Origin of the sequence: Sphingobium sp. B11D3D (assembly GCF_025961755.1) — a bacterium.
Lineage (GTDB): Bacteria > Pseudomonadota > Alphaproteobacteria > Sphingomonadales > Sphingomonadaceae > Sphingobium.
Genome location: NZ_JAOQOG010000001.1, coordinates 1,605,698 through 1,625,322, shown reverse-complemented (window position 1 = coordinate 1,625,322; position 19,625 = coordinate 1,605,698). Strand labels below are relative to the sequence as shown.

Below are 19,625 nucleotides of genomic sequence, written 5' to 3'. Positions count from 1 at the left end.
CCGTCTGCGATTATGACGAAAGCGCCCTTACTTCTCAGGACGCTTCATCGAAATCTTCCAAATGTTCCTGAAGGCTACGATGATCCCCAGAAAGAGGAAAACCAGCAGGAGCCAAGGCGATGTGCCGATGAACCGGTCCAGGACCCATCCAATCAGCGCGCCGCCGACAAGACCGCCGATCAGCTCCGCAAGAACCCGGTTGCCGAGGCGATAATTCTTATCGCCGCCAACTTCCTGGTCCGCTCCGGTCCTGACCTTTTCGACTGCCTCGGCACGTTCCAACCGCTCGCTGAGCGACTTGATGCGTTCATCTTCGGCAATCGGGTCTCGCCCAGGTTCGGTCTCTGTCATCGTGCCAACTCCCGTTCACGCCAAGAGACGTAAAAACCAGCGCTGCATGACGTGCCTGAGCCGCCCCCGTCAAGGCGCGGCCCGTGTAGAAAGCGTTGGCGTGCAAGTCAACACTGGTGACCGCGCCGGAGGGATCAGGCGGATTTTCGAGGAAAATTAGGCCCTCAGTGGCGCGAATCGCTCAGCGTGTGGCGGTGGCGCAATAATCCGGCAGCGCAATCGGCCCGGCGCCTTTGGTCTGCCACGGACCATTGCCGATCCGGTAGATCTGCCCTTCCGAGACGCGCCCGGCCAGCGTCTGACAACCGGTCACGGCCGCCATGTCCTGCACGGTCACGCCACGCTTGGCCGCCAGATCGGTATAGGCCGCGCGGCGCTTGATGTTGAGCGCATCCACGGCGGCGCGCACATCGCTGCTCACCGAGCCGTTGACGCCCAGATAGCCATCCGACTGCTCACCGACCGTGCCGGCCGACTTGGCGGCGCTCACTACGGCGTCCTGCGCGACGGCCGGAGCCGCTCCGACGACGCCGAGACCGAAAACTGCCGCAAGCGCTGCGGCGCGAATGCTGTGCATATATGTCATTTCGGGAATAGCTCCGGATTGTTCTCGATGAGGTCCTTGGCGTCCTGCTGAAGGCGCACGACCACTTCCTGCTGAATCTTCACGTTGAGATTGATCTCGATCGGCTTTTCGGGCGCGCGCACCTGAATGCAGCCGCCTGCCGCTCCGGCAAGCGCCAGCCCCAAGCCCAGTCGCGTTGCGCGCGATGTCCATCGTCGGTGCCTCATTTCACGTCCCCTTCTATCGTCTTGTCGCTGTCCGCCGGCTGAACGGTCACCCCGGATGTGGCTGCGCCGCTACCGATGGGCACAAACTGATCGCCCAAACTGCCATTGATAAGCTTGGTCGGATCGGCAAGCCCGGTCGCGGTATTCAGCAAGCCCCTGAACGGCGCCTCGATCCGCACATTGAACAGGAAGGGCAGACCGAGGAACGGCCGGGCCAGGAAGCTGCGGCGCGCCTCTTCCGTGCCCTGATTGACCCCATTGATGCTCACCTGCGTCACGAACTCGCCATCGATGGCGCCGTCCAGCCGGATCGCGAGGCAGCGATAGCCCAGATTCTTGAGCGCATCAAAGGCCAGCCGCGCCATCGCGTTGAGCTGCGCGTTGGAGACCTCGCCGACGTAAGAGAGGCGCCCGGCCTGCCGCGCCGGATCGCACGGGATGGTCAGGCCTTGCGTGGTGGTGAGATAGCGGGGCTCGTCGCCCTCCTGCCGCGCAACCAGCAAGCCGCCCACGATGCGCCCGCCATCCTTGTCGAACACCATGGGCAACAGGCCATCGAAGGTGCCCGTCGCGGAGATATTCTCCAGCTCCAGCGTATTGATGAAGGCACCGGCATCCAGCCCGACGACGCGGAAAGTAAGATTGCGCGGCTGACGCGAATCCAGCGCGAGGGGCGCGGGCATCAGCTCCAGCATACCGCCGGAGAACGGCCAGCGCCCGCCCTCGATCTCCGCCACCTCGCTGGAGAGCAATTGATAGCGAATGGTGCCGTCGCGCACCTCGATGCCCGGGTTGACGCTTTCCACCGTCACCACCTGGCCGGGTTCGGTGCGCAGGCCGAGCAGGTCCGTGAAGCGGATCGTCGTCGACAGGCCGGCGACCGGGCCGAAGGCGGCCGCGAAAGCCATGTTCTCCGTCGAGAAGGTCCCATCGCTGGTCACCTTGTCGCCGGTCCAGCGGATCTGGCCGGCGCCGTTCACCATCCCGACCACGTTAGCGACCACGCCCAGCGAGAGCGGCGTGAGATCGTCCGGCTGAAGCGCATTGCCGAAGCGCAGGCCGTTCACTGTCAGATCGGCGCGGCCTGCGCCACGACTGAGGTCGTGCCGGATTACCACATCGGCAACCTTGGCCTTTCGTTCCGGATGCACCAGAACACCGGTCGCCTCGATGCGATTGTCGGCCAGGGTCAGGCGCACCTGCTCGCCGGCCAGCGGATTGAAGCGCCGATCGGCCTGCGTGTCCGCGACGCGCAGATTGCCATCGACGGCCAGACGTCCGTCGGCGAACTGCCATTGCCCTTCCATGGCGGTGAGATCGAGCGGCACAGAGCCGATCCGCCCACGCCCCGCCGAAATCGTCCCGGCGAGGCCACCCGCCGACCCACGTCCGCCCGTCAGGCGATCGGCAGCGAGCCGGACCGGGGCTTCGGCCGCGCCAATGCGCACGTTCGGCTGCTGGATTTCGAAGCGGCCGGTGGTGAGGGCGTAACGCGCTGCGCTGGCATCAAATGCGAAGGGATTGTCGCCCAGCCGGCCGCGCAATGCCACATCGCGGATCGCGGCCGCGCCCTCCCCCAGCCCGCAAACCTGTAACGCCGCAGGATCGAGCACGAGGCCGGACATGCTGAGCGAAGCCCAGCGCAAGGGCACGCAAGTCCCTGATAGACTAACCGCCCCGCCTGCCCCGATGCGAGCATCCAGCGGCATCTGCAGGCCCTTGACTGCACCGCCCGGCAAGGGACCGTCTAGCGTCACCTGGGTCTGCACGCTGCCGCGCCCCGCGCCATCCATGGCAAAGCGCAGCGGGTTGAGCGCCAGCCGCGCCCCGCCCGCATCATAAGGCCTCAATGTGGCGATGCCGCGCACACCGCCCTGCTCCTGCGTGGCGAACTCGATGCGGCCCTCCGGCAGATCGCCACCGGCGATGTCCAGCCGTCCCGACGCGCGCAGGCCGCCCGGCCAGTCGATGCGCACCGCGCTGCCTTCCCAATTCTCGATCCGCGCGCCGCTCGCCGAGCGCAGCGCGAAGCGGTCAAGCCGGGCATTACCTTGCGCGCCGAGCATATTGACCTGGCCTGCCAGTTCGATGTGATTGCGCCGGCCTATTGCCTCGACTGCGCGCGCCAGCTTGTGCGCGATCGGTTCCAGGGGGCTGCCATCGGCCGCCGAGGCGAGGCGCGCGAGATTGATCCCCCGCGCCGGCCGGGCATTGTCGATGGTCCCGGTGCCTTGCCATGCCAAAGCGCGATTGCGGGAATCGAGCTGCACGGCGAAATTGCCACCCAGCTTCGCGGCGTCACTTTCAAGGCCGTCGACAAGCGCGCTGACGGCGGCAAGCGAAGCGCTCCCCCGCAGGGCATCGCCTTCGCCCTTGAAGGTAATGAGCCCGGACAGTTCCTTGAACTCGCGCTTCCCCTGCCCGTCCCCTTGCTCGGCCAATGGCGCTGCGAGGCTCACTGCACCGCCCAAGGGTTCCAACGCCAAATTTGTGCGGATGTTGAGATCGAGCGTGGGCGCCGTCAGCCGAAGCTTCGCCGCCTCGCATCCAACGCCGCTGGCGTGAGCCGGGCCTTTGAGGTGAATTTCGCCGTTCTCGGTCGCCACATCGACCGGCGCCCGCAGTGCCCGCAGCCTGCAATCGCCAAAGGCAAGCGCCGGGCTCGCGAGGTTGAGCTGACCGTTGAACCCCGACGACAACGGCCCGCTGCCATCCAGCCCCAGCTCGACCGTGCCGTTGTCGGTCACGATCAGCGCCTGTGCATCCTCGATCACCGCCGTCCAGTCGGGCAGCTTGGGATCGCCCGTGCCGCCTTCCAGCAAGCGACTGACCTGCCCGAGGTCCAGCGTGCCATCGGCAATCCGCCCACGCAGCCGAACGCCGCTCGCCTCGAGCCGATCAATATAGGGTCCGGTCAGGCCCCAGGCGAGTTCGAGCTCGATGAAGCGGACCGTGAGATCGGGCGATTTCGGATCGCCAATGACGAGATTGTCCAACCGCTGGTGCTGCGGACCGATCCGCGTGATCTCATATCGGCCCTGCACGCCCCGCTTGGCCAGTTCCCGCGCGATGAAGCTGTCAGCAATCGGCTCGCGCGCCAGCCAGAGGCCGCCCGCGACCAGCAGCAGCGCCGTCGCGCTCCCTCCGGCAATCCAGCGCAGACGTTGACGGCGCCGGTGCAGCCGCTCTGCTGCACCCGCCTCTAGTCCGTCATCCTCTTCGACCCACTCGGTCAGACGTTTATCCCCGTCATTCCCGCTTGCCGCTCTGCCGGCTCGCGCTTAGCTACAATGTTCATGGGCGAAGGGCGATCCCGGGGCAAGAGCGAGACGAGTCATGATGGCGTTGGCCACCGCGCCCGCCTGCGGCAGCGACTCGCGTCCGGACCGGATGGGCTGCTCGACCATGAACTGATTGAATATCTGCTTGCGCTCGCCCTGCCGCGCCGGGATACCAAGCCGCTGGCAAAGGCCCTGATCGCCCGCTTCGGCTCGTTGGGCGCCGTGCTCAGCGCCGATTGGGCCACGCTGATGCAGGTCAACGGCATGGGCGAGACCACGACCGCCGCGCTCAAGGCGACACAGGCCGCCGCCCTGCGGATGCTGCGCAACGAGGTGGCGGAGCGGCCGGTGCTGGCATCATGGCAGGCCCTGCTCGATTATTTGCGCGCCGACATGACCCATCTCTCGATCGAGCGCGTGCGCGTGCTTCATCTCAACGCCCGCAACATCCTGCTGCGTGACGATCATATGGGGGACGGCTCGGTGGATGAAGCGGCCATCTACGCCCGGCAAGTTGCCCGGCGCGCACTGGAGTTCGGCTCTGCGGGCGTCATCCTCGTGCACAATCATCCCAGCGGCCTGCCCGAGCCGAGCCGGCAGGACATCCTCATGACTCGCGACGTCATCGCCGCGCTCAAGCCCCTCGGCGTGACCGTCCACGATCATGTCATTATCGCGACCGAAGGTCACCGTTCGATGCGGGCCATGGGACTGATCTGAGGTTGCGGCACGCGGATGAGGCTCTGATCAATCGGTCGACGCGCACCCATCTGCGGACGATTCGTTTCATTTCGCCGCGACCACCCACCACGGACAGCATTGATTTTTATCGCTATATCTCAGCACCTTGAGTCATAACCGCCGCCCTCACCCGGGTGATTTGCCCGTTTCGCCGCAGCCTGCTAGGGGCAGGCCGTCTCCAATTTGTCTCATCAGGAACCCGCCTCATGGTGCCTCGTTACGCCCGCCCGCAAATGACCGCGATCTGGGAGCCGGAAGCGCGCTTCCGCATCTGGTTCGAGATCGAGGCTCACGCGACCGAAGCGCTGGCCGAGCTGGGCGTGGTACCCAAAAGCGCCGCCAAGGCCCTTTGGGACTGGTGGGCCACCAACCCCTCTATTGACGTGCCCGCCATCGATGCCATCGAGGCTGTCACCAAGCATGACGTGATCGCCTTCCTCACCTGGGTGGCCGAGCAGGTCGGCGATGAAGCCCGCTTCATGCACCAGGGCATGACCAGCTCGGACGTGCTGGACACCTGCCTCAATGTGCAACTTGCCCGCGCGGCCGATCTGCTGATCGCCGATCTCGATGCGCTGCTGGAGGCAATCAAGCGTCGCGCGTTCGAGCACAAGCTGACCCCGACCATTGGTCGCAGTCACGGCATCCACGCCGAGCCGGTCACCTTCGGTCTCAAGATGGCGGAAGCCTATGCCGAGTTCTCCCGTTGCAAGGCGCGCCTGATCGCGGCCCGAGAAGACGTCGCCACCTGCGCCATCTCCGGCGCGGTCGGCACCTTCGCCAATATCGATCCCAAGGTGGAAGAGCATGTCGCGGCCAAGCTCGGCCTCACGGTGGAGCCGGTCAGTACGCAGGTGATCCCGCGCGATCGCCACGCCATGTTCTTCTCGACGCTGGCCGTGATCGCGGGCTCCATTGAGCGGCTCTCCGTCGAAGTGCGCCATTTGCAGCGCACCGAGGTGCTGGAAGCCGAGGAATATTTCTCGCCGGGCCAGAAGGGCTCGTCGGCGATGCCGCACAAGCGCAACCCGGTGCTCACCGAGAATCTGACCGGCCTGGCCCGCATGGTGCGCGCTTATGCCCTGCCCGCGCTCGAGAATGTCGCGCTGTGGCATGAGCGGGACATCTCCCACTCCTCGGTCGAGCGCTTCATCGGCCCGGACGCCACGATCACGCTCGACTTCGCCCTCGGTCGGCTCACCGGCGTGATCGACAAGCTGCTCGTCTACCCCGAGCGGATGATGAAGAACATGAACCGGATGGGCGGCCTCATCCACTCGCAGCGCGTGCTGCTCGCCCTCACCCAGGCGGGTGTGAGCCGCGAGGACAGCTATGCGATGGTCCAGCGCAACGCCATGCAGGTGTGGCAGTCGGATGGTGCGCATTCGCTGCTCGATCTGCTCAAGGCCGACCCGGCCGTTTCCGCGCATCTCTCCGGTCCGCAGCTCGAGGCACTGTTCGACCTCGACTATCATCTGAAGCATGTCGACACGATCTTCACACGGGTGTTCGGAACCGCTGGCTGACCCGCCCGTTCCGGAAGCTCCCATGTCCGCAGAGAGGCGTTGAAACGCGCCCCTAGGCAAGCCGTCACGGCGCGCTTATGGTCAGGCTCTACGGACCAAGCAGAGGAAGACAAGCCATGCAGTTCCTCCGGACAGCCTTCTGGGTCGTACTGGCGATCATTATCGTCATTTTCAGCTTCGCCAACTGGACCCCCGTGATGATCAATCTGTGGGGCGGTCTCCAGCTGGAAACCAAGCTGCCGGTTCTCGTGATCGTCGCGTTTCTCGCCGGTTCGCTGCCGTTCTGGGCGCTGCATAAGGCCACCAAATATCGGATGCGCCGGCGGCTCGACAGCGCAGAGCGTGCCCTCGCGGCTTCCGCGCCGGCGGCGACGGCGCCAGTGGTTCACACCCAGGACCACCCCGCGCCAACCGCCACGCCCGATCACATCACCCCAGCGGGATTCGACCCCGCACCGCCCGTTCGCACGATCGACGTGCGGGTGGACGACGATCTCAAACCGGCAGGCAGAACCGACACTCCATGACCAGCATCATCTATATCGCCATCGACACGCCCTCCCTGCCCCATGCGCAGGAGCTGGTTCAGAAGGTCCGCAACCATGTCGGCGGCATCAAGCTGGGGCTGGAATTCTTCTGCGCCAATGGCCACCATGGCGTGCATGAGATGCGCAAGTTCGGTTTGCCAATCTTTCTCGACCTGAAGCTTCACGACATTCCGAACACGGTCGCCAAGGCGGTTCAGGCCCTGCACGCGCTCGAACCGTCGATCCTCACCGTCCATGCCTCTGGCGGACGGGCGATGCTGGAAGATGCCAAGGCTGCGGCCGGGGTCCACACCAAGGTCGTCGCCGTGACCACGCTCACGAGCCTTGACCAGACAGATCTGGAGGAAACCGGCGTCCACGGCGGGACACAGGAACAGGTCGAGCGGCTGACGCTGCTCGCGAAGGAGGCCGGTCTCGACGGCATCGTCTGCTCCGGCAATGAGGTCGCCCGCGCGCGCAAGCTGTGGCCGGCCGGCTTCTTTGTCGTGCCCGGCGTGCGCCCAAGCGGCGCCAGCAAGGGCGATCAAAAGCGCGCGGTCACGCCGCGTGAAGCGGTGGATGCCGGCGCCTCATTGCTGGTCATCGGCCGCCCGATCACTCAGGCGCCCGAGCCTGATATGGCGGCGCGCGAAATCGAGGCGACGCTTTAGGCCGCTGAGTGCGCGCCACCCCTCCTCTGAAGAGGAGGGGCTAAATCCGGCCCTGAATACTTCGCGTAATTCAACAGCGGGATCTGCTTGGGCAACACGGCACGCATCGTCCACGACTCCGGCGCAGATCCGGCCCATTGCCCGAGCCGCGTCCCACCGCAAATACGCAAAACCTCGTATCAACAGCAGCGAGCCGCAGGCCGATCACTGGCTTCGCGACGAGGTGCTGCACAGGTTGGTGCGAGTCGGGTCAAGGCCCGGTTCGCCCACCATGGCTCCCTCACGCAAAGGGGTGACATGGGATATAACCACATATGACAGACACTAACGCGCTGCGCATGAGCAAGCGTGATCTGCTGGCGCTCATTGGAACCACGGCGGGCGCATCGGCGATGTACATGGCGATGTCGAGCCTCGGTCAGGCTCAGGCCTCGACGTTCAAGGGACCGATCAAGCTGGAGGGCGGCGCCAAGGGCGCGAGCGTGCTCATTCTGGGCGCCGGCGTCGCGGGGATGACCGCCGCGCTGGAACTCAGCCGCGCCGGCTACAAGGTTCAGGTGCTGGAGTATAACGACCGCGTGGGCGGCCGCTCCTGGACGCTCAAGGGCGGCGACACCTACACTGAGCTCGGCGGCGCGACGCAGAAGTGCAACTTCGCGCCCGGCAACTACATCAATCCCGGCCCGTGGCGCATTCCATGGCACCACCATGGCATCATGCATTATTGCCGCGAACTGGGCGTGGCGCTCGAGCCGTTCATGCAGGTCAACTATAACGCCTATGTTCACTCGACCAAGGCGTTCGGCGGGGCCCCGCAGCGCTACCGGCATGTGCAGGCGGATTTCTACGGTCATGTCAGCGAATTGCTCGCCAAGGCGGTCAACAAGAATGCCCTGGCAGATACGCTCAGCAAGGAGGATGGCGACATCCTGCTGGAATCCCTGCGGAGCTGGGGCGCGCTCGACAAGGACATGCGCTATGTGAAGGGCCGCGAGTCCAGCAATCGTCGCGGCTGGGAAAAGCAGCCGGGCGGCGGCCTGACCGCCGAGCCGATCCCCTCCGAGCCGATGACGGCCGAAACGGTGCTGCGCTCACGCCTGTGGCGCTCGATCGGCGGCAACCTCACCTGGGATCATGAGTTCGCCATCTTCCAGCCGGTTGGCGGCATGGAGATGGTCGCCAAGGGCTATGAGCGGGCGATCGGCCATCTGGTCCGCCTCAACAGCAAGGTCACCGCGATCAAGCAGGGCGCGAAAGGCGTCACGGTCGATTATGTCGACACCAAATCCGGTGCCACTGCGCAGGCCAAGGCTGACTGGTGCATCTGCACCATCCCGCTGCCCATCCTCGCGCAGATCGACATGAATGTCGGCCCCAAGCTCGCCGGGGCGATCCGTGCCGTGCCCTACTCGACCAGCGTCAAGGTCGGGCTGGAGTTCAAGCGGCGCTTCTGGGAGCAGGACGACCAGATCTATGGCGGCATCACCACCACGGATCTGCCGATCTCGCAGATCAGCTATCCCAGCAGCAATTATGGCGCCAGCGGCCCGGGCGTGCTTCTGGGCGCTTATACCGGCGGCTCGACAGGGTTCGAACTGACCGCGCTGCCGCCGGAAGAGCGGGTCAAGCGCGCGGTTGAATGGGGCGCGCAGATCCATCCGCAATATAAGGCCGAGTTCATGAACGGCGTGGCCGTCGGCTGGCATCGGGTGCCCTGGGTGCTCGGCTGCTTCGGGCAATGGACGGAGGAAGCGCGCGCCGAGCACTATCGGAATATGTGCGAATTCGACGGGCGGATCGTCCTGGCGGGCGAACATACCTCCTATATCGGCGGATGGCAGGAAGGCGGCATCACCTCCGCCATCGATGCGATCACGCGGCTCCATCAACGTGTCACCGCGAGCTAATATCATGAAGATCAGCACATTGGCCTTTGGCCTCGCCGCCGGCATTCTCACCGGCTCGGTCTCCGTCGCACTCGCGCAGGATGCTGCTCAGCCACGCCAGGGCGATCCCGCCGCTCTGGTCGCCCAGCAAGGCGATGCCGACGGGGCATTCGTGATGCCGGGGCGGTTCAGCGAACCCGACGGCGAAAAAATGTACAGGCGGGTCTGTGCCGCCTGCCACATGCCGGACGCAGCCGGCGCGACAGGCGCAGGCAAATATCCGGCGCTTGCCAACAATCCCAATCTCGCCGCCAGCGGCTATCCCATGCTGGTGACGCTCAAGGGCCTGAACGGCATGCCGCCGGTCGGGGAGATGATGACGGACCAACAGGTCGCCAATGTGGTGAACTATGTCCGCACGCATTTCGGCAATCATTATGAGGATGCGATCACCGCCGAGGACGTCAAGGCGATGCGCTGAGCCGGTGCAGGCCCCGCCCTTAACGGCGGGGCTTGCGCGTCGGCGCGTGGAAGTCCGCCGGCTTGCCGGCGACCCAGCGCAGAAAGGCGGCGAGCGCGGGATCGCCGCGCAACGCCGCCTGATCGCGCCCCATGCGCGCCAGCTGGCCATTGCTGAAATGCGCGTGGATCGCGCGATGGCAGATCGGGTGCAGCGGCACCGTCTCTCGGCCGCCCTTGGCCTTAGGCACGGGATGATGCCATTCGATGCGTGCGCCCAATGGCCGTTCGCACAGCCAGCATGAAACAGAAGCGCGCTCCAACGCCTAGCTCAGCGCGCCAGCTTTTCCGCTCGCACCCGCCACGCGTCGGCGAGCACCCGGGTTTGCGCCAGTTGCGCGACGCCCGCCGGATCGGCCTTGTGTCCGCCTGCGATGAGCAGGTTGAACACCCGCGCAATCGGCCAGTCTTCCAAGGGGCGCTCCAGCAGGATCATCGCATCGCCCGCCTTGGCCTCGCCCTGCTCGATCACGCGCAGATAGAGACCGCAATGGCCGCTCGCGATGGCCTGACCCAGCACGTCTTTGCGGCCGAAGCGCGCGTTGAGCTTGGCGCAGGGCTGGCGGCCGTGGCTGATCTCCAGCACAGCGCTGCCCAGCGCAAACCGGTCCCCCAGGCACAGATTGGCCTCGGTGGCCCCGCGCGTCGCGAGGTTTTCGCCGAACGCGCCCGGCGTCTCGAGCAGCGGATGATCATCCAGCACGCCGCGCCACCAGGCATAATGCTCGTGCGGCACGAGGTGGACAGCCTTGTCATGGCCCCCATGATGAACGGGATCGGCGACGCTATCGCCCTCCAGCCCCAGCCAGCCGATCCGGACCGGCCCGCGAACGGGTCGTTTGCCCATGGCGCTCATCACGCCCGGCGCCAGCAAGGCCGGCGACCCGACCAGCAGCGCGTCAACGGAAAGGGAAAGGGATGGCTCGTCCATGTCCTGTCATGGCACGACCCTTGTGAGTCGCGCCAGTGCAACAACGGACGGACAAGTTTCCGCCGATGGTGCAGCAGCACTTTGACCGCACGGCCCGCCTCGCTATAGGGCCCCGATGCTCCCCAGCGACCTCCGCATTGCCTTGTTCAGCGGCAACTATAATTACGTCCGCGATGGCGCCAATCAGGCCCTCAACAATCTGATGGCCTCTGCGCTCGCGAGCGGCGCCGGCGTGCGCGTCTATTCCCCCACCATCGATCCGCCGGCGTTCGAACCGGCTGGCGAGCTGGTGTCGGTGCCGAGCTGGTCCATGCCGGGCGGCCGGGGCGAATATCGGCTCGCCAAGGGGCTTTCAGCGCAGACTCGGGCGGACCTGGCAGCTTACGCCCCCAATATCGTCCACGTCTCCGCGCCGGACATTCTGGGGCATCGCGCATCGAGCTGGGCGCGGCGGGAGGGCATCCCCTGTGTCGCCTCCCTTCACACGCGCTTTGAAACCTATCCGCGCTATTATGGCCTTGGCGTCATCGAGCCGTTGCTGGTGCGCCTGCAGACCCGCTTCTACAATCGCGTCGACCAGGTGATGGTGCCAAGCGGCAGCATGGCGACGCTGCTGCGCGAATGGGGCGTGACGACGCCCATCGGCATCTGGTCGCGCGGCATCGATCATGCCCGGTTCAACCCGCAGCGGCGGGACAATGGCTGGCGGCGCTCGCTCGGCATCGCCGATGACGAGATCGCGATCGGCTTCCTTGGGCGGCTTGTTCTGGAAAAGGGCCTCGGCGTCTTTGCCGATGTGATCGCGGCGCTCAAGGCGCGCGGCGTGCGTCATCGGGTGCTGGTGATCGGCGAAGGACCCGCGCGCCAGTGGTTTGCGGAGCGGGTACCGGAGGCGGTGTTTGCGGGTTTTCAGGGCGGCGATGACCTCGGTCGGGCGGCCGCCTGCATGGATATCTTCTTCATGCCCTCGGTCACCGAGACTTTTGGCAATGTGACGACCGAAGCCATGGCGGCGGGCGTGCCGGTGGTCGCTGCCCGCGCCACAGGCGCGATTGATCTGGTCGCGGACGGTGAGACCGGCTTCCTCGTTCCGCCGCGCGACGTGCAGGCTTATGCCGACGCCATCCAGCGTCTCATCGAAGATCCCGCCTTGCGCGCAGCGGCGGGGCAAGCCGGGCATCTGCGGGTGCAGGATTACAAATGGGATCAGGTGAACGCCGCGATGATCGAAACATATTGCGGCTTGGCGAAACGCCGGGCCGGCTGAGCACACGGCGACGAAGACTGAGTGTGACGGCCTGCAACCGTTCATCTCTCGGCGCGTTATGTGTCCGATGAGACAAAGGCCGCCCCTGCCCCGAATTGCGCCATTCCTTTCGCCGCGGCTCGTAAGATCACGCGTTGTATATTGCCGGCACGCGCTGTAAATTCACGACAATGTCTTTCGATACTGATCCCGGCGTGGCGGAAATCCCGACAACAGCCGCGGTTCAGCCAGTGGCCTTCCATCAAGTCCTGAAGAAAGAGACGCGCGCGGATCACGACGAAGTCGACAGCCTGTTCAGCCAGTTCGATCTGACGAGCCGTGCGAGTTACGGCCGCTTTCTGTCTGCCCATGCTGCAGCGCTGGTGCCGCTCGAGCGCTGGCTGCGTTCAGCCTCGCCCAATATCGACACATCCGCGCGCGTGCGGGCCCTGACGGCCGACCTCGACGCCTTGGGCCAGGCCGTTCCCGAGGCCGAGCCGCTGACATGGGCCCCGAGCACGGCGGCTCATTGGGGTGCCGCCTATGTGACGGAAGGCTCGCGCCTGGGTGGCGCGATGCTCGCCCGCCGCGTGCCCGACGATCTTCCGCGTGATTATCTGAGCGCCGTGCATCCCCAAGGCGCGTGGCGTGCCTTCATCGCCGCTCTGGAAGATCAGGCCCTGACTCACGGCCCCGTCTGGCAGCGCGAAACCCGCGCAGCAGCGACGCGGACCTTCGCCCTTTACCGAAATTGCGCCATCGCGATGGGAGCCAGACTTGGCCAATGATCCTGCCGGCTTTCGGGTCGACCTCAGCAATTGCGACCGCGAACCGATCCATATTCTCGGAACGATCCAGCCGTTCGGTTTCCTGCTGGCGGTCAGTGCCGACTGGATGATCGGTCGCGTCTCGGACAATATTGCCGCGTTCACGGGCAAATCGGCGGATGCGCTGCTGGGTTCCAAGCTCACCGATCTCATCACGCCCGCTGCTCAGCATGACATCCGCAACCGGATTTCGATGCTGCGCGGCAATGATTCCGTGGAGCGCCTGTTCTCGCAGCCGCTGTTCGATGATGGCAAGCTCTACGATGTCGCCGTGCATTTCTCGGGCAACAGCATCGTCATCGAATGCGAGCCCGCGCTCGAAGATCCAGGCGAAGCGGCGACGCTCGTGCGCACGCTCATGTCGCGCCTCGCCCAAGCCGATACCCTCACCTCTTTCATTCGCGAGAGCGCCCGGCAGGTGAAGGCGATCACCGGTTTCGACCGGGTGATGGTCTATCGCTTCGATGCCGAGGGCTCGGGCGAGGTCGTGGCCGAGGCCCTGAGCGCTGGCGTCGACAGCTTCCTTGGCCTGCATTACCCCGCATCGGATATTCCGGCACAAGCGCGCCAGCTTTATGTGCGCAACCCGTTCCGCATCATCGCTGATGTGAATGCAGAGCCGGTGCCGATCGTACCGCAGACCGATCCCAGCGGCGCGGTCCTCGACCAGTCGCTCTGTCTGCTCCGCGCGGTTTCGCCCATCCATGTCGAGTATCTGCGCAACATGGGCGTCAGCGCGTCGCTGTCGATCTCGATCATTGTCGAAGGCAAGCTCTGGGGTCTGTTCGCCTGCCACCATTATCAGCCGCGCCTGCCTGGCCTCGCCATGCGTACGGCTGCTGAACTGTTCGGCCAGATCTTCTCGCTGATGCTCGAGAGCCGGGAACGCAGCGAGAATGCCGGCTATGAGTCGCGCGCACGCGGCGCCACCGATCGCTTGATGGCCTCCATCGCGCAGGATGGGAACCTGCTGCGGGACGCGGACTGGCTCGGCGAAGTCGTGTTCGATACCATTCCCGCCGATGGCGTCGGGGCTTATGTTGACGGCTCTGTCTCGCTGAGTGGCCTGACGCCCTCGCGCGAGCAGTTCATAAACCTCGTCTCCATCCTCAATCAGCTTTCGCACGGCGAGGTCTTCGCGACGGACTGCATTTCATCCGTCCTGCCCGAGGCGGCCGCCTATGCGGATGTCGCCGCCGGCCTGATCGCTATCCCGCTCTCCCGAAAGCCGCGTGACTATGTGGTCTTCTTCCGCAGCGAGCAGATGCGCTCGGTGCGCTGGGGCGGCAACCCGGAGAAGCCGGTCGAGCTCGGACCCAACGGCGACCGGCTCACCCCGCGCAAAAGCTTCGAAAGCTGGTCGCAACTGGTGAAGGGCCGCAGCCTGCCGTTTACCACGGTCGAGCGCCGCGTTGCCGAAGCGCTGCGGGTCGGCATGCTGGAAGTGCTCATCCGCCTTTCCGAGAGCGCTGGCGAGGAGCGGCAGCGTGCGCAGGAACGGCAGGAACTGCTGATCGCCGAGCTCAATCACCGCGTGCGCAATATCCTCTCGCTCATCCGCGGACTCGTGTCGCAGACCCGCGACGGGGCGGCCAGCGTCGAGGAATTCACCCGCAATCTGGACGATCGCCTGCAGGCGCTCGCCCGTGCGCACGATCAAGTGACGCGCGATCGCTGGGGTCCGGCACGGTTGCGGGATCTTATCGACATCGAGGCCAATGCCTTCCTGCGCGACAAGCGGACCAATGTGGAAACCAAAGGCGCCAACATCCTGTTGCAGCCGGTCGCCTTCACCGTGCTCTCGCTGGTCTTCCACGAGCTCATGACCAATGCCGCCAAATATGGCGCGCTCTCCGATAGCGGCACAGTGCTGATCAGCTGGCAGCAGGACGAGGATGGCAGCCTGTTGATCGACTGGTCCGAACTCGGCGGGCCGGCGGTCACCCCGCCCTCGCGCCGCGGCTTTGGATCGACGGTGATCGAAAAGACCGTCCCCCACGATCTCGGGGGCGATGCCAAGATTCACTACCGACTGAGCGGTGTGAAGGCGCATTTCTGCATTCCCTCCCGTTTCGTGGCCGGCGTCGCGCCTGAGGACCGGACCGATGCGACGGACGGCGCGTCTGCCGATCTGCGCGAGCCGGCGAAGCTGCCGCTAGCTGGGCAGCGCGTGCTGCTAGTGGAAGACAGCCTCATCATCGCGCTCGACGGGCAGGACGCGTTGATGGAACTCGGCGCCGAGAAGGTCGAGGTCGCCTCCAGCGTCACCGCTGCCCTGCGCGCCTGTGCGACCGTCCCGCTCGACGTCGCCATGCTCGATTATAATTTGGGCGGGGAGACCAGCGAGCCGGTCGCCAGGGCTCTCGCCGAGCGCGGCATCCCGTTCGTCTTTGCAACAGGCTATGGCAGCGGCTTGGATTCCTCGCGCTTCCACGCCGTGCCGATCGTCACCAAGCCTTATGGCACGGCGCAGATCGCAGCCGCTCTTGCAGAACTGAAGACCGAACCGGCGGACTGATCGCGCCGGTTCGAACTCTCAAGACCAGGGGAAGCTGAGCGGCGCCTCACGGAACGCGAAGCGATCGAGATGGCGGGCGACCGTGTTTTTGAGGCCTTCGAGATGCTCCGGGCTGCTGGCGTCGATGGTCACGTCGAGCGTGTCGGGTTGCGCGACCATCGTCACCAGAGCGTCGGCAGGCCAATCGGCGCCGCGCGCGTCGCGCGGAAACACGATCGTGCCGCGCTCGGGTGTGAACTCCACCTTGAGGTTGTGCGACCAGTGCTTGCACAGTTGCTGGAGGTAGCGGCTGCCGCTCTGCGTGGGCACCTTGGCTGTTGCGCTGTTCATGAGATTGTCTTTCTGTTGGTGGCTCCACCGTCCGGCGGTGGGGCGATTGGAATTATGCTGTGCAGTCTTACAACCGCTCGATCTTCCGCGCTGCCTCATCGAGGATCGCGGCGATCTCGTGCGGGAGATCGTCTGTGGTCTCGCCTTCGCGCAGCCGGCCCATCAGAGCCGTCTTGAGATTGCCCATGGCGCGGCGGACCGGGCCGCTGTTCGATCGATGCTGCTCGGCGCCGAGGCCCGCCAACCGGTCCATCAGGCCGCCGATCTCGTCAGCCTTCTCGGCAAGATGGGCCTCGCCTGCGGGGGTAATCGCGTAAAGCTTGCGCGCCCCTTCGCTCTCGCTGTCGGCGATGAGGTCCATCTCCGCCAGCAGGGTGAGCGTGGGATAAACGACGCCGGGGCTGGGCGCATAAGCGCCGCCCGTCAATTCCTCGATCGCGCGGATGAGATCATAGCCGTGGCGCGGACCCTCGCCGATCAATTTGAGCAACACGAGTCGCAACTCGCCGCCATCGAACAGGCGTCCGCGTCCGCGACGGCCGCCGCGCGGACCGCCATGGCCGCCCTGCCCGTCCCACTCTGCGCCGCCCCAGCCGCCGCCGAAACGACCGCCCCGGCCCATCATGGCCTTGAGCGCGTGACGGTGCCCATGCGGGCCGCACCGTCCATGTGTGCGTGTGTGAAACATCAAAGATTCAATCCTTCCAAAATTCAGATTGATCTAAGATATATCTTAGACTGATTTCCACAAGGCCCCTTTTGCAATTTTTTGAGCATGCCTGCGAATGGCCCGTCGTCCGGTGCAAGCTGGCCCGTGCAACCGGTGACGGGCCGGCCTATATGAGTCCGCATGTCTGATCTCTTCGGCGGCCTTGCCGCCGCTTCTAGCCCTGCTGAGCCTCGCGCGGATGCGCCGCTGGCCGACCGTCTGCGCCCGCGCACGCTTGATGACGTGGTCGGGCAAGACCACCTCACCGGTGCTGACGGCGCCATCGGGCGCATGGTCGCGGCGGGACGGCTCTCCTCGATGATCCTGTGGGGACCGCCGGGCACCGGCAAGACCACGCTGGCGCGCCTGCTGGCCGAAGCGGTGGACATGCGCTTTGCGCCGATCTCCGCGGTCTTTTCCGGCGTGGCGGACCTCAAGGCTGCCTTTGCCGCCGCGCGCGACGCCGCCCGCGCCGGGCAGCGCACGCTTCTGTTCGTGGATGAAATCCATCGCTTCAATCGCGCACAGCAGGATGGCTTTCTGCCTTATGTCGAGGATGGCACCGTCACGCTGGTCGGCGCCACCACCGAAAATCCGAGCTTTGCTCTCAACGCGGCGCTGCTCAGCCGCGCGCAGGTGCTCATCCTGCGCCGGCTGGACGAGACCGCGCTCGATACATTGATCTCCCGTGCGGAAGCTCTGACCGGCGCGCCGCTGCCGTTGACCGACGATGCCCGCGCCGCGCTCGTGGCTTCGGCTGATGGTGATGGCCGCTTCCTGCTCAATCAGGTGGAGACGCTGCAGGGCATCGGCCTCACCGAGCCGCTGGATCCGGCGGGCCTTGCGGCCCTTCTTCACCGCCGGATGCCCGTCTATGACAAGGATCGCGACGGGCATTACAATCTCATTTCCGCGCTCCACAAGGCACTGCGCGGCTCCGATCCGCAGGCCGCGCTCTACTATTTAGCGCGGATGCTGGTCGCGGGCGAAGAACCGCTTTACGTCCTGCGGCGGCTGGTGCGCTTCGCCAGCGAAGATGTCGGCCTGGCCGATCCGCAGGCGCTCACCCAATGCCTCGCCGCGAAGGACGCCTATGAATTCCTCGGCTCGCCTGAGGGCGAACTGGCGATCGTGCAGGCCTGCCTGTATCTCGCGACCGCGCCCAAATCCAACGCCGCCTACAAGGCGCAGAAGGCGGCCTTTGCCAGCGCCAAACAAACCGGATCGCTGATGCCGCCCGCGAACATCCTCAATGCGCCGACCAAGCTCATGAAGGAGATCGGCTATGGCAAGGGCTATAGCTACGATCATGATGTGGAAGGCGGCTTCTCAGGCGACAATTACTGGCCCGAGGAGATGGCGCCGCAGACCTTTTACGCGCCCACCGAGCGCGGGTTCGAGAAGCGGATCGCCGAGCGCATCGCCTGGTGGGATGAGCGTCGGCGCGACTTGCGCGGTGACTGATCCCGCCCGCCACCCGTGAGCCGCTTCCGCCATTTCGCCGCAATCGACTGGTCGGGCGCACAGGGGCCGCGACAGCCGGGCATTGCCGTCGCCATCTGCGACGCGGATAGCAATGCCGGCCCTGCGCTGGTCCGCCCCGGCCACATCTGGTCACGCCCCGACGTGCTCGACTGGATGCGCCGCGACATGCCGCGCGAGACGTTGGTCGGCCTTGATCTCGGCCCGTCCCTGCCCTTCGCCGACAAGGGCGCCTTCTTCCCGGGCTGGGATCGCACTCCACCCAACGCCCGCCAACTCTGGGCGCTTGTCGAGGACATCAGCGCCGACGAGCCGCATCTGGGGGCTGGCGCCTTTGTCGATCACCCGGAGGCCGCGCGGCATTTCCGGCGCCATGGGGGCCGGGAAGGCGATCTGTTCGGCGGGGGACGCGGGCGGCTGCGCCAGACGGAGCTGGCCCAGCAGGCGCAGGGCCTCAACCCCTGCAGCAACCTCAATCTCGTCGGCGCCGCCCAGGTCGGCAAATCCAGTCTAACCGGGATGCGGGTGCTGCACCGTATCCGGGCGGACATGCCGGTCTGGCCGTTCGACGCCGACCCCGGCTCGGGCAGTCTGATCGTGGAAATTTACACCAGCCTTGCCGCGCTCGCCGCCGGCAAGCGCAAGGGCCAGACCAAGGTTCGCGAGGCCGAACTGGATGCCTGCCTTGCGCGTCTCGCCAGCGGGCCGCATCTACCGTTCGCTGGCCGGTACAGCGACCATGCCACCGATGCGCTGCTCAGCGCGGCCTGGCTGCGGCTGGTCCATGGCGAGCCGGCCCTGTGGGCACCGCAGGCGCTGACGCCAGAGTTGGCGCGGACGGAAGGCTGGACGTTCGGCGTGTTTTGACGCGCAGGCGACCGCGCGGCCGGCCGAGCTAAACTATCACCCCTGCAAAGATCGCTTGATTGCCGGAATCATGCCTTCCGGCTTAAACCCCTCTTGTCCGGAATGACGGGAGGCGCTGCCGCCCCAGCCCGGAACGCGGCTTTTGATGTTTGTCAGCTTGCTCCGCGTCACCAACCGCTAAAGCGCACGAATCCCACGCGACAACGCCGGCTTCGTGCTCCGTATTGGAGAAACGATATGGCTATCCGTTCCATTCCCCGCCGTAACCGTAATCATGCCCAGCGAGCCGGCCGCGCGCTGGCGCCGCTTCCGCACCCGAGCTGGCGACTGGCGCCTGCGGCCCCGCACGACTCGCCGCCCCTCGCCAGTGCCAGTGACTTCTGGTCGCGCCTCGGCCTCTGACGCTCATCTCGAGAGGCCA

21 protein-coding genes are annotated in these 19,625 nt (G+C 65.6%); 13 read left to right on the top strand and 8 right to left on the bottom strand.

Going from position 1 to position 19,625, the window contains the following annotated elements:
* Nucleotides 1-27 precede the first annotated feature (27 nt).
* From M2334_RS07645 to M2334_RS07630, 4 genes are all read right to left on the bottom strand, one after another.
* Entirely contained in the window at nucleotides 28-351 is a 324-nt protein-coding gene (locus M2334_RS07645) for an AtpZ/AtpI family protein (protein ID WP_264605148.1), read from the bottom strand.
* A 181-nt stretch (nucleotides 352-532) separates the two neighbouring features.
* Complete coding sequence (locus M2334_RS07640; protein WP_413716138.1) at nucleotides 533-928, bottom strand: YdbL family protein; 396 nt, start codon at nucleotides 926-928, stop codon at nucleotides 533-535.
* A gap of 5 nt (nucleotides 929-933) precedes the next feature.
* The gene (locus M2334_RS07635) at nucleotides 934-1,143 is read right to left on the bottom strand and encodes a YnbE family lipoprotein (RefSeq protein ID WP_264594370.1); all 210 of its coding nucleotides are present in this window, start codon (nucleotides 1,141-1,143) and stop codon (nucleotides 934-936) included.
* A complete protein-coding gene (locus M2334_RS07630) occupies nucleotides 1,140-4,139 on the bottom strand; it encodes a YdbH domain-containing protein (RefSeq protein ID WP_264605147.1) in 3,000 nt (999 codons plus the stop codon). Before M2334_RS07630 ends, M2334_RS07635 begins: the two co-directional genes overlap by 4 nt.
* 6 nt (nucleotides 4,140-4,145) lie before the next feature.
* Between M2334_RS07630 and M2334_RS07625 the strand changes: the two genes are divergently transcribed.
* The 7 genes from M2334_RS07625 to M2334_RS07595 all read left to right on the top strand — a co-directional run bounded on the left by M2334_RS07625 (nucleotide 4,146) and on the right by M2334_RS07595 (nucleotide 10,256).
* Complete coding sequence (locus M2334_RS07625; protein ID WP_264605146.1) at nucleotides 4,146-4,349, top strand: hypothetical protein; 204 nt, start codon at nucleotides 4,146-4,148, stop codon at nucleotides 4,347-4,349.
* A 90-nt stretch (nucleotides 4,350-4,439) separates the two neighbouring features.
* Nucleotides 4,440-5,144: a RadC family protein gene (radC, locus tag M2334_RS07620; RefSeq protein ID WP_264605145.1), complete on the top strand. Its 705-nt coding sequence runs from the start codon at nucleotides 4,440-4,442 to the stop codon at nucleotides 5,142-5,144.
* Nucleotides 5,145-5,371: 227 nt separating this feature from the next.
* Nucleotides 5,372-6,691, top strand: coding sequence for an adenylosuccinate lyase (gene purB / locus M2334_RS07615; protein WP_264570581.1), 1,320 nt, complete (start codon nucleotides 5,372-5,374; stop codon nucleotides 6,689-6,691).
* Between the two features lie 116 nt (nucleotides 6,692-6,807).
* The gene (locus M2334_RS07610; RefSeq protein ID WP_181559884.1) at nucleotides 6,808-7,218 is read left to right on the top strand and encodes a LapA family protein; all 411 of its coding nucleotides are present in this window, start codon (nucleotides 6,808-6,810) and stop codon (nucleotides 7,216-7,218) included.
* Entirely contained in the window at nucleotides 7,215-7,889 is a 675-nt protein-coding gene (gene pyrF / locus M2334_RS07605; protein ID WP_181559885.1) for an orotidine-5'-phosphate decarboxylase, read from the top strand. Before M2334_RS07610 ends, pyrF begins: the two co-directional genes overlap by 4 nt.
* A 314-nt stretch (nucleotides 7,890-8,203) precedes the next feature.
* Entirely contained in the window at nucleotides 8,204-9,796 is a 1,593-nt protein-coding gene (locus M2334_RS07600; RefSeq protein WP_264605144.1) for an NAD(P)/FAD-dependent oxidoreductase, read from the top strand.
* Nucleotides 9,797-9,800: 4 nt separating this feature from the next.
* Nucleotides 9,801-10,256 carry a c-type cytochrome gene (locus M2334_RS07595; RefSeq protein ID WP_181559886.1) on the top strand — a complete coding sequence of 152 codons (456 nt, stop codon included), beginning with the start codon at nucleotides 9,801-9,803 and terminating at the stop codon, nucleotides 10,254-10,256.
* A gap of 19 nt (nucleotides 10,257-10,275) precedes the next feature.
* Here the strand turns inward: M2334_RS07595 and M2334_RS07590 are convergent, their stop codons facing one another.
* Nucleotides 10,276-10,557, bottom strand: a complete 282-nt coding sequence (locus tag M2334_RS07590; protein ID WP_264605143.1) for an HNH endonuclease — start codon at nucleotides 10,555-10,557, stop codon at nucleotides 10,276-10,278.
* Between the two features lie 8 nt (nucleotides 10,558-10,565).
* Nucleotides 10,566-11,225 carry an MOSC domain-containing protein gene (locus M2334_RS07585; protein WP_264605142.1) on the bottom strand — a complete coding sequence of 220 codons (660 nt, stop codon included), beginning with the start codon at nucleotides 11,223-11,225 and terminating at the stop codon, nucleotides 10,566-10,568.
* A gap of 115 nt (nucleotides 11,226-11,340) precedes the next feature.
* Here M2334_RS07585 and M2334_RS07580 point away from each other — a divergent pair, with 115 nt between their 5' ends.
* The 3 genes from M2334_RS07580 (at nucleotide 11,341) to M2334_RS07570 (ending at nucleotide 15,816) form a co-directional block, all read left to right on the top strand.
* Entirely contained in the window at nucleotides 11,341-12,492 is a 1,152-nt protein-coding gene (locus M2334_RS07580; RefSeq protein ID WP_264605141.1) for a glycosyltransferase family 4 protein, read from the top strand.
* 194 nt (nucleotides 12,493-12,686) lie between these two features.
* Nucleotides 12,687-13,259 (top strand): biliverdin-producing heme oxygenase, encoded by a 573-nt coding sequence (locus tag M2334_RS07575; RefSeq protein ID WP_264594360.1) that lies wholly within the window; start codon nucleotides 12,687-12,689, stop codon nucleotides 13,257-13,259.
* Nucleotides 13,249-15,816 carry an HWE histidine kinase domain-containing protein gene (locus M2334_RS07570; protein ID WP_264605140.1) on the top strand — a complete coding sequence of 856 codons (2,568 nt, stop codon included), beginning with the start codon at nucleotides 13,249-13,251 and terminating at the stop codon, nucleotides 15,814-15,816. The genes M2334_RS07575 and M2334_RS07570 overlap by 11 nt, the downstream gene beginning before the upstream one ends.
* Before the next feature lie 18 nt (nucleotides 15,817-15,834).
* Here the strand turns inward: M2334_RS07570 and M2334_RS07565 are convergent, their stop codons facing one another.
* Both M2334_RS07565 and M2334_RS07560 read right to left on the bottom strand, forming a co-directional pair.
* The gene (locus M2334_RS07565) at nucleotides 15,835-16,146 is read right to left on the bottom strand and encodes a DUF2218 domain-containing protein (protein ID WP_264573025.1); all 312 of its coding nucleotides are present in this window, start codon (nucleotides 16,144-16,146) and stop codon (nucleotides 15,835-15,837) included.
* Nucleotides 16,147-16,213: 67 nt separating this feature from the next.
* Nucleotides 16,214-16,834, bottom strand: a complete 621-nt coding sequence (locus M2334_RS07560; RefSeq protein WP_413716434.1) for a PadR family transcriptional regulator — start codon at nucleotides 16,832-16,834, stop codon at nucleotides 16,214-16,216.
* A gap of 162 nt (nucleotides 16,835-16,996) precedes the next feature.
* On the opposite strand from M2334_RS07560, the gene M2334_RS07555 reads away from it, so the two are divergent.
* The 3 genes from M2334_RS07555 to M2334_RS07545 all read left to right on the top strand — a co-directional run bounded on the left by M2334_RS07555 (nucleotide 16,997) and on the right by M2334_RS07545 (nucleotide 19,606).
* Nucleotides 16,997-18,319 carry a replication-associated recombination protein A gene (locus M2334_RS07555; protein ID WP_264594358.1) on the top strand — a complete coding sequence of 441 codons (1,323 nt, stop codon included), beginning with the start codon at nucleotides 16,997-16,999 and terminating at the stop codon, nucleotides 18,317-18,319.
* Between the two features lie 15 nt (nucleotides 18,320-18,334).
* Nucleotides 18,335-19,204 carry a hypothetical protein gene (locus tag M2334_RS07550; RefSeq protein WP_264605139.1) on the top strand — a complete coding sequence of 290 codons (870 nt, stop codon included), beginning with the start codon at nucleotides 18,335-18,337 and terminating at the stop codon, nucleotides 19,202-19,204.
* Nucleotides 19,205-19,441: 237 nt separating this feature from the next.
* Nucleotides 19,442-19,606 carry a hypothetical protein gene (locus tag M2334_RS07545; RefSeq protein WP_264570592.1) on the top strand — a complete coding sequence of 55 codons (165 nt, stop codon included), beginning with the start codon at nucleotides 19,442-19,444 and terminating at the stop codon, nucleotides 19,604-19,606.
* Nucleotides 19,607-19,625 lie beyond the last annotated feature (19 nt).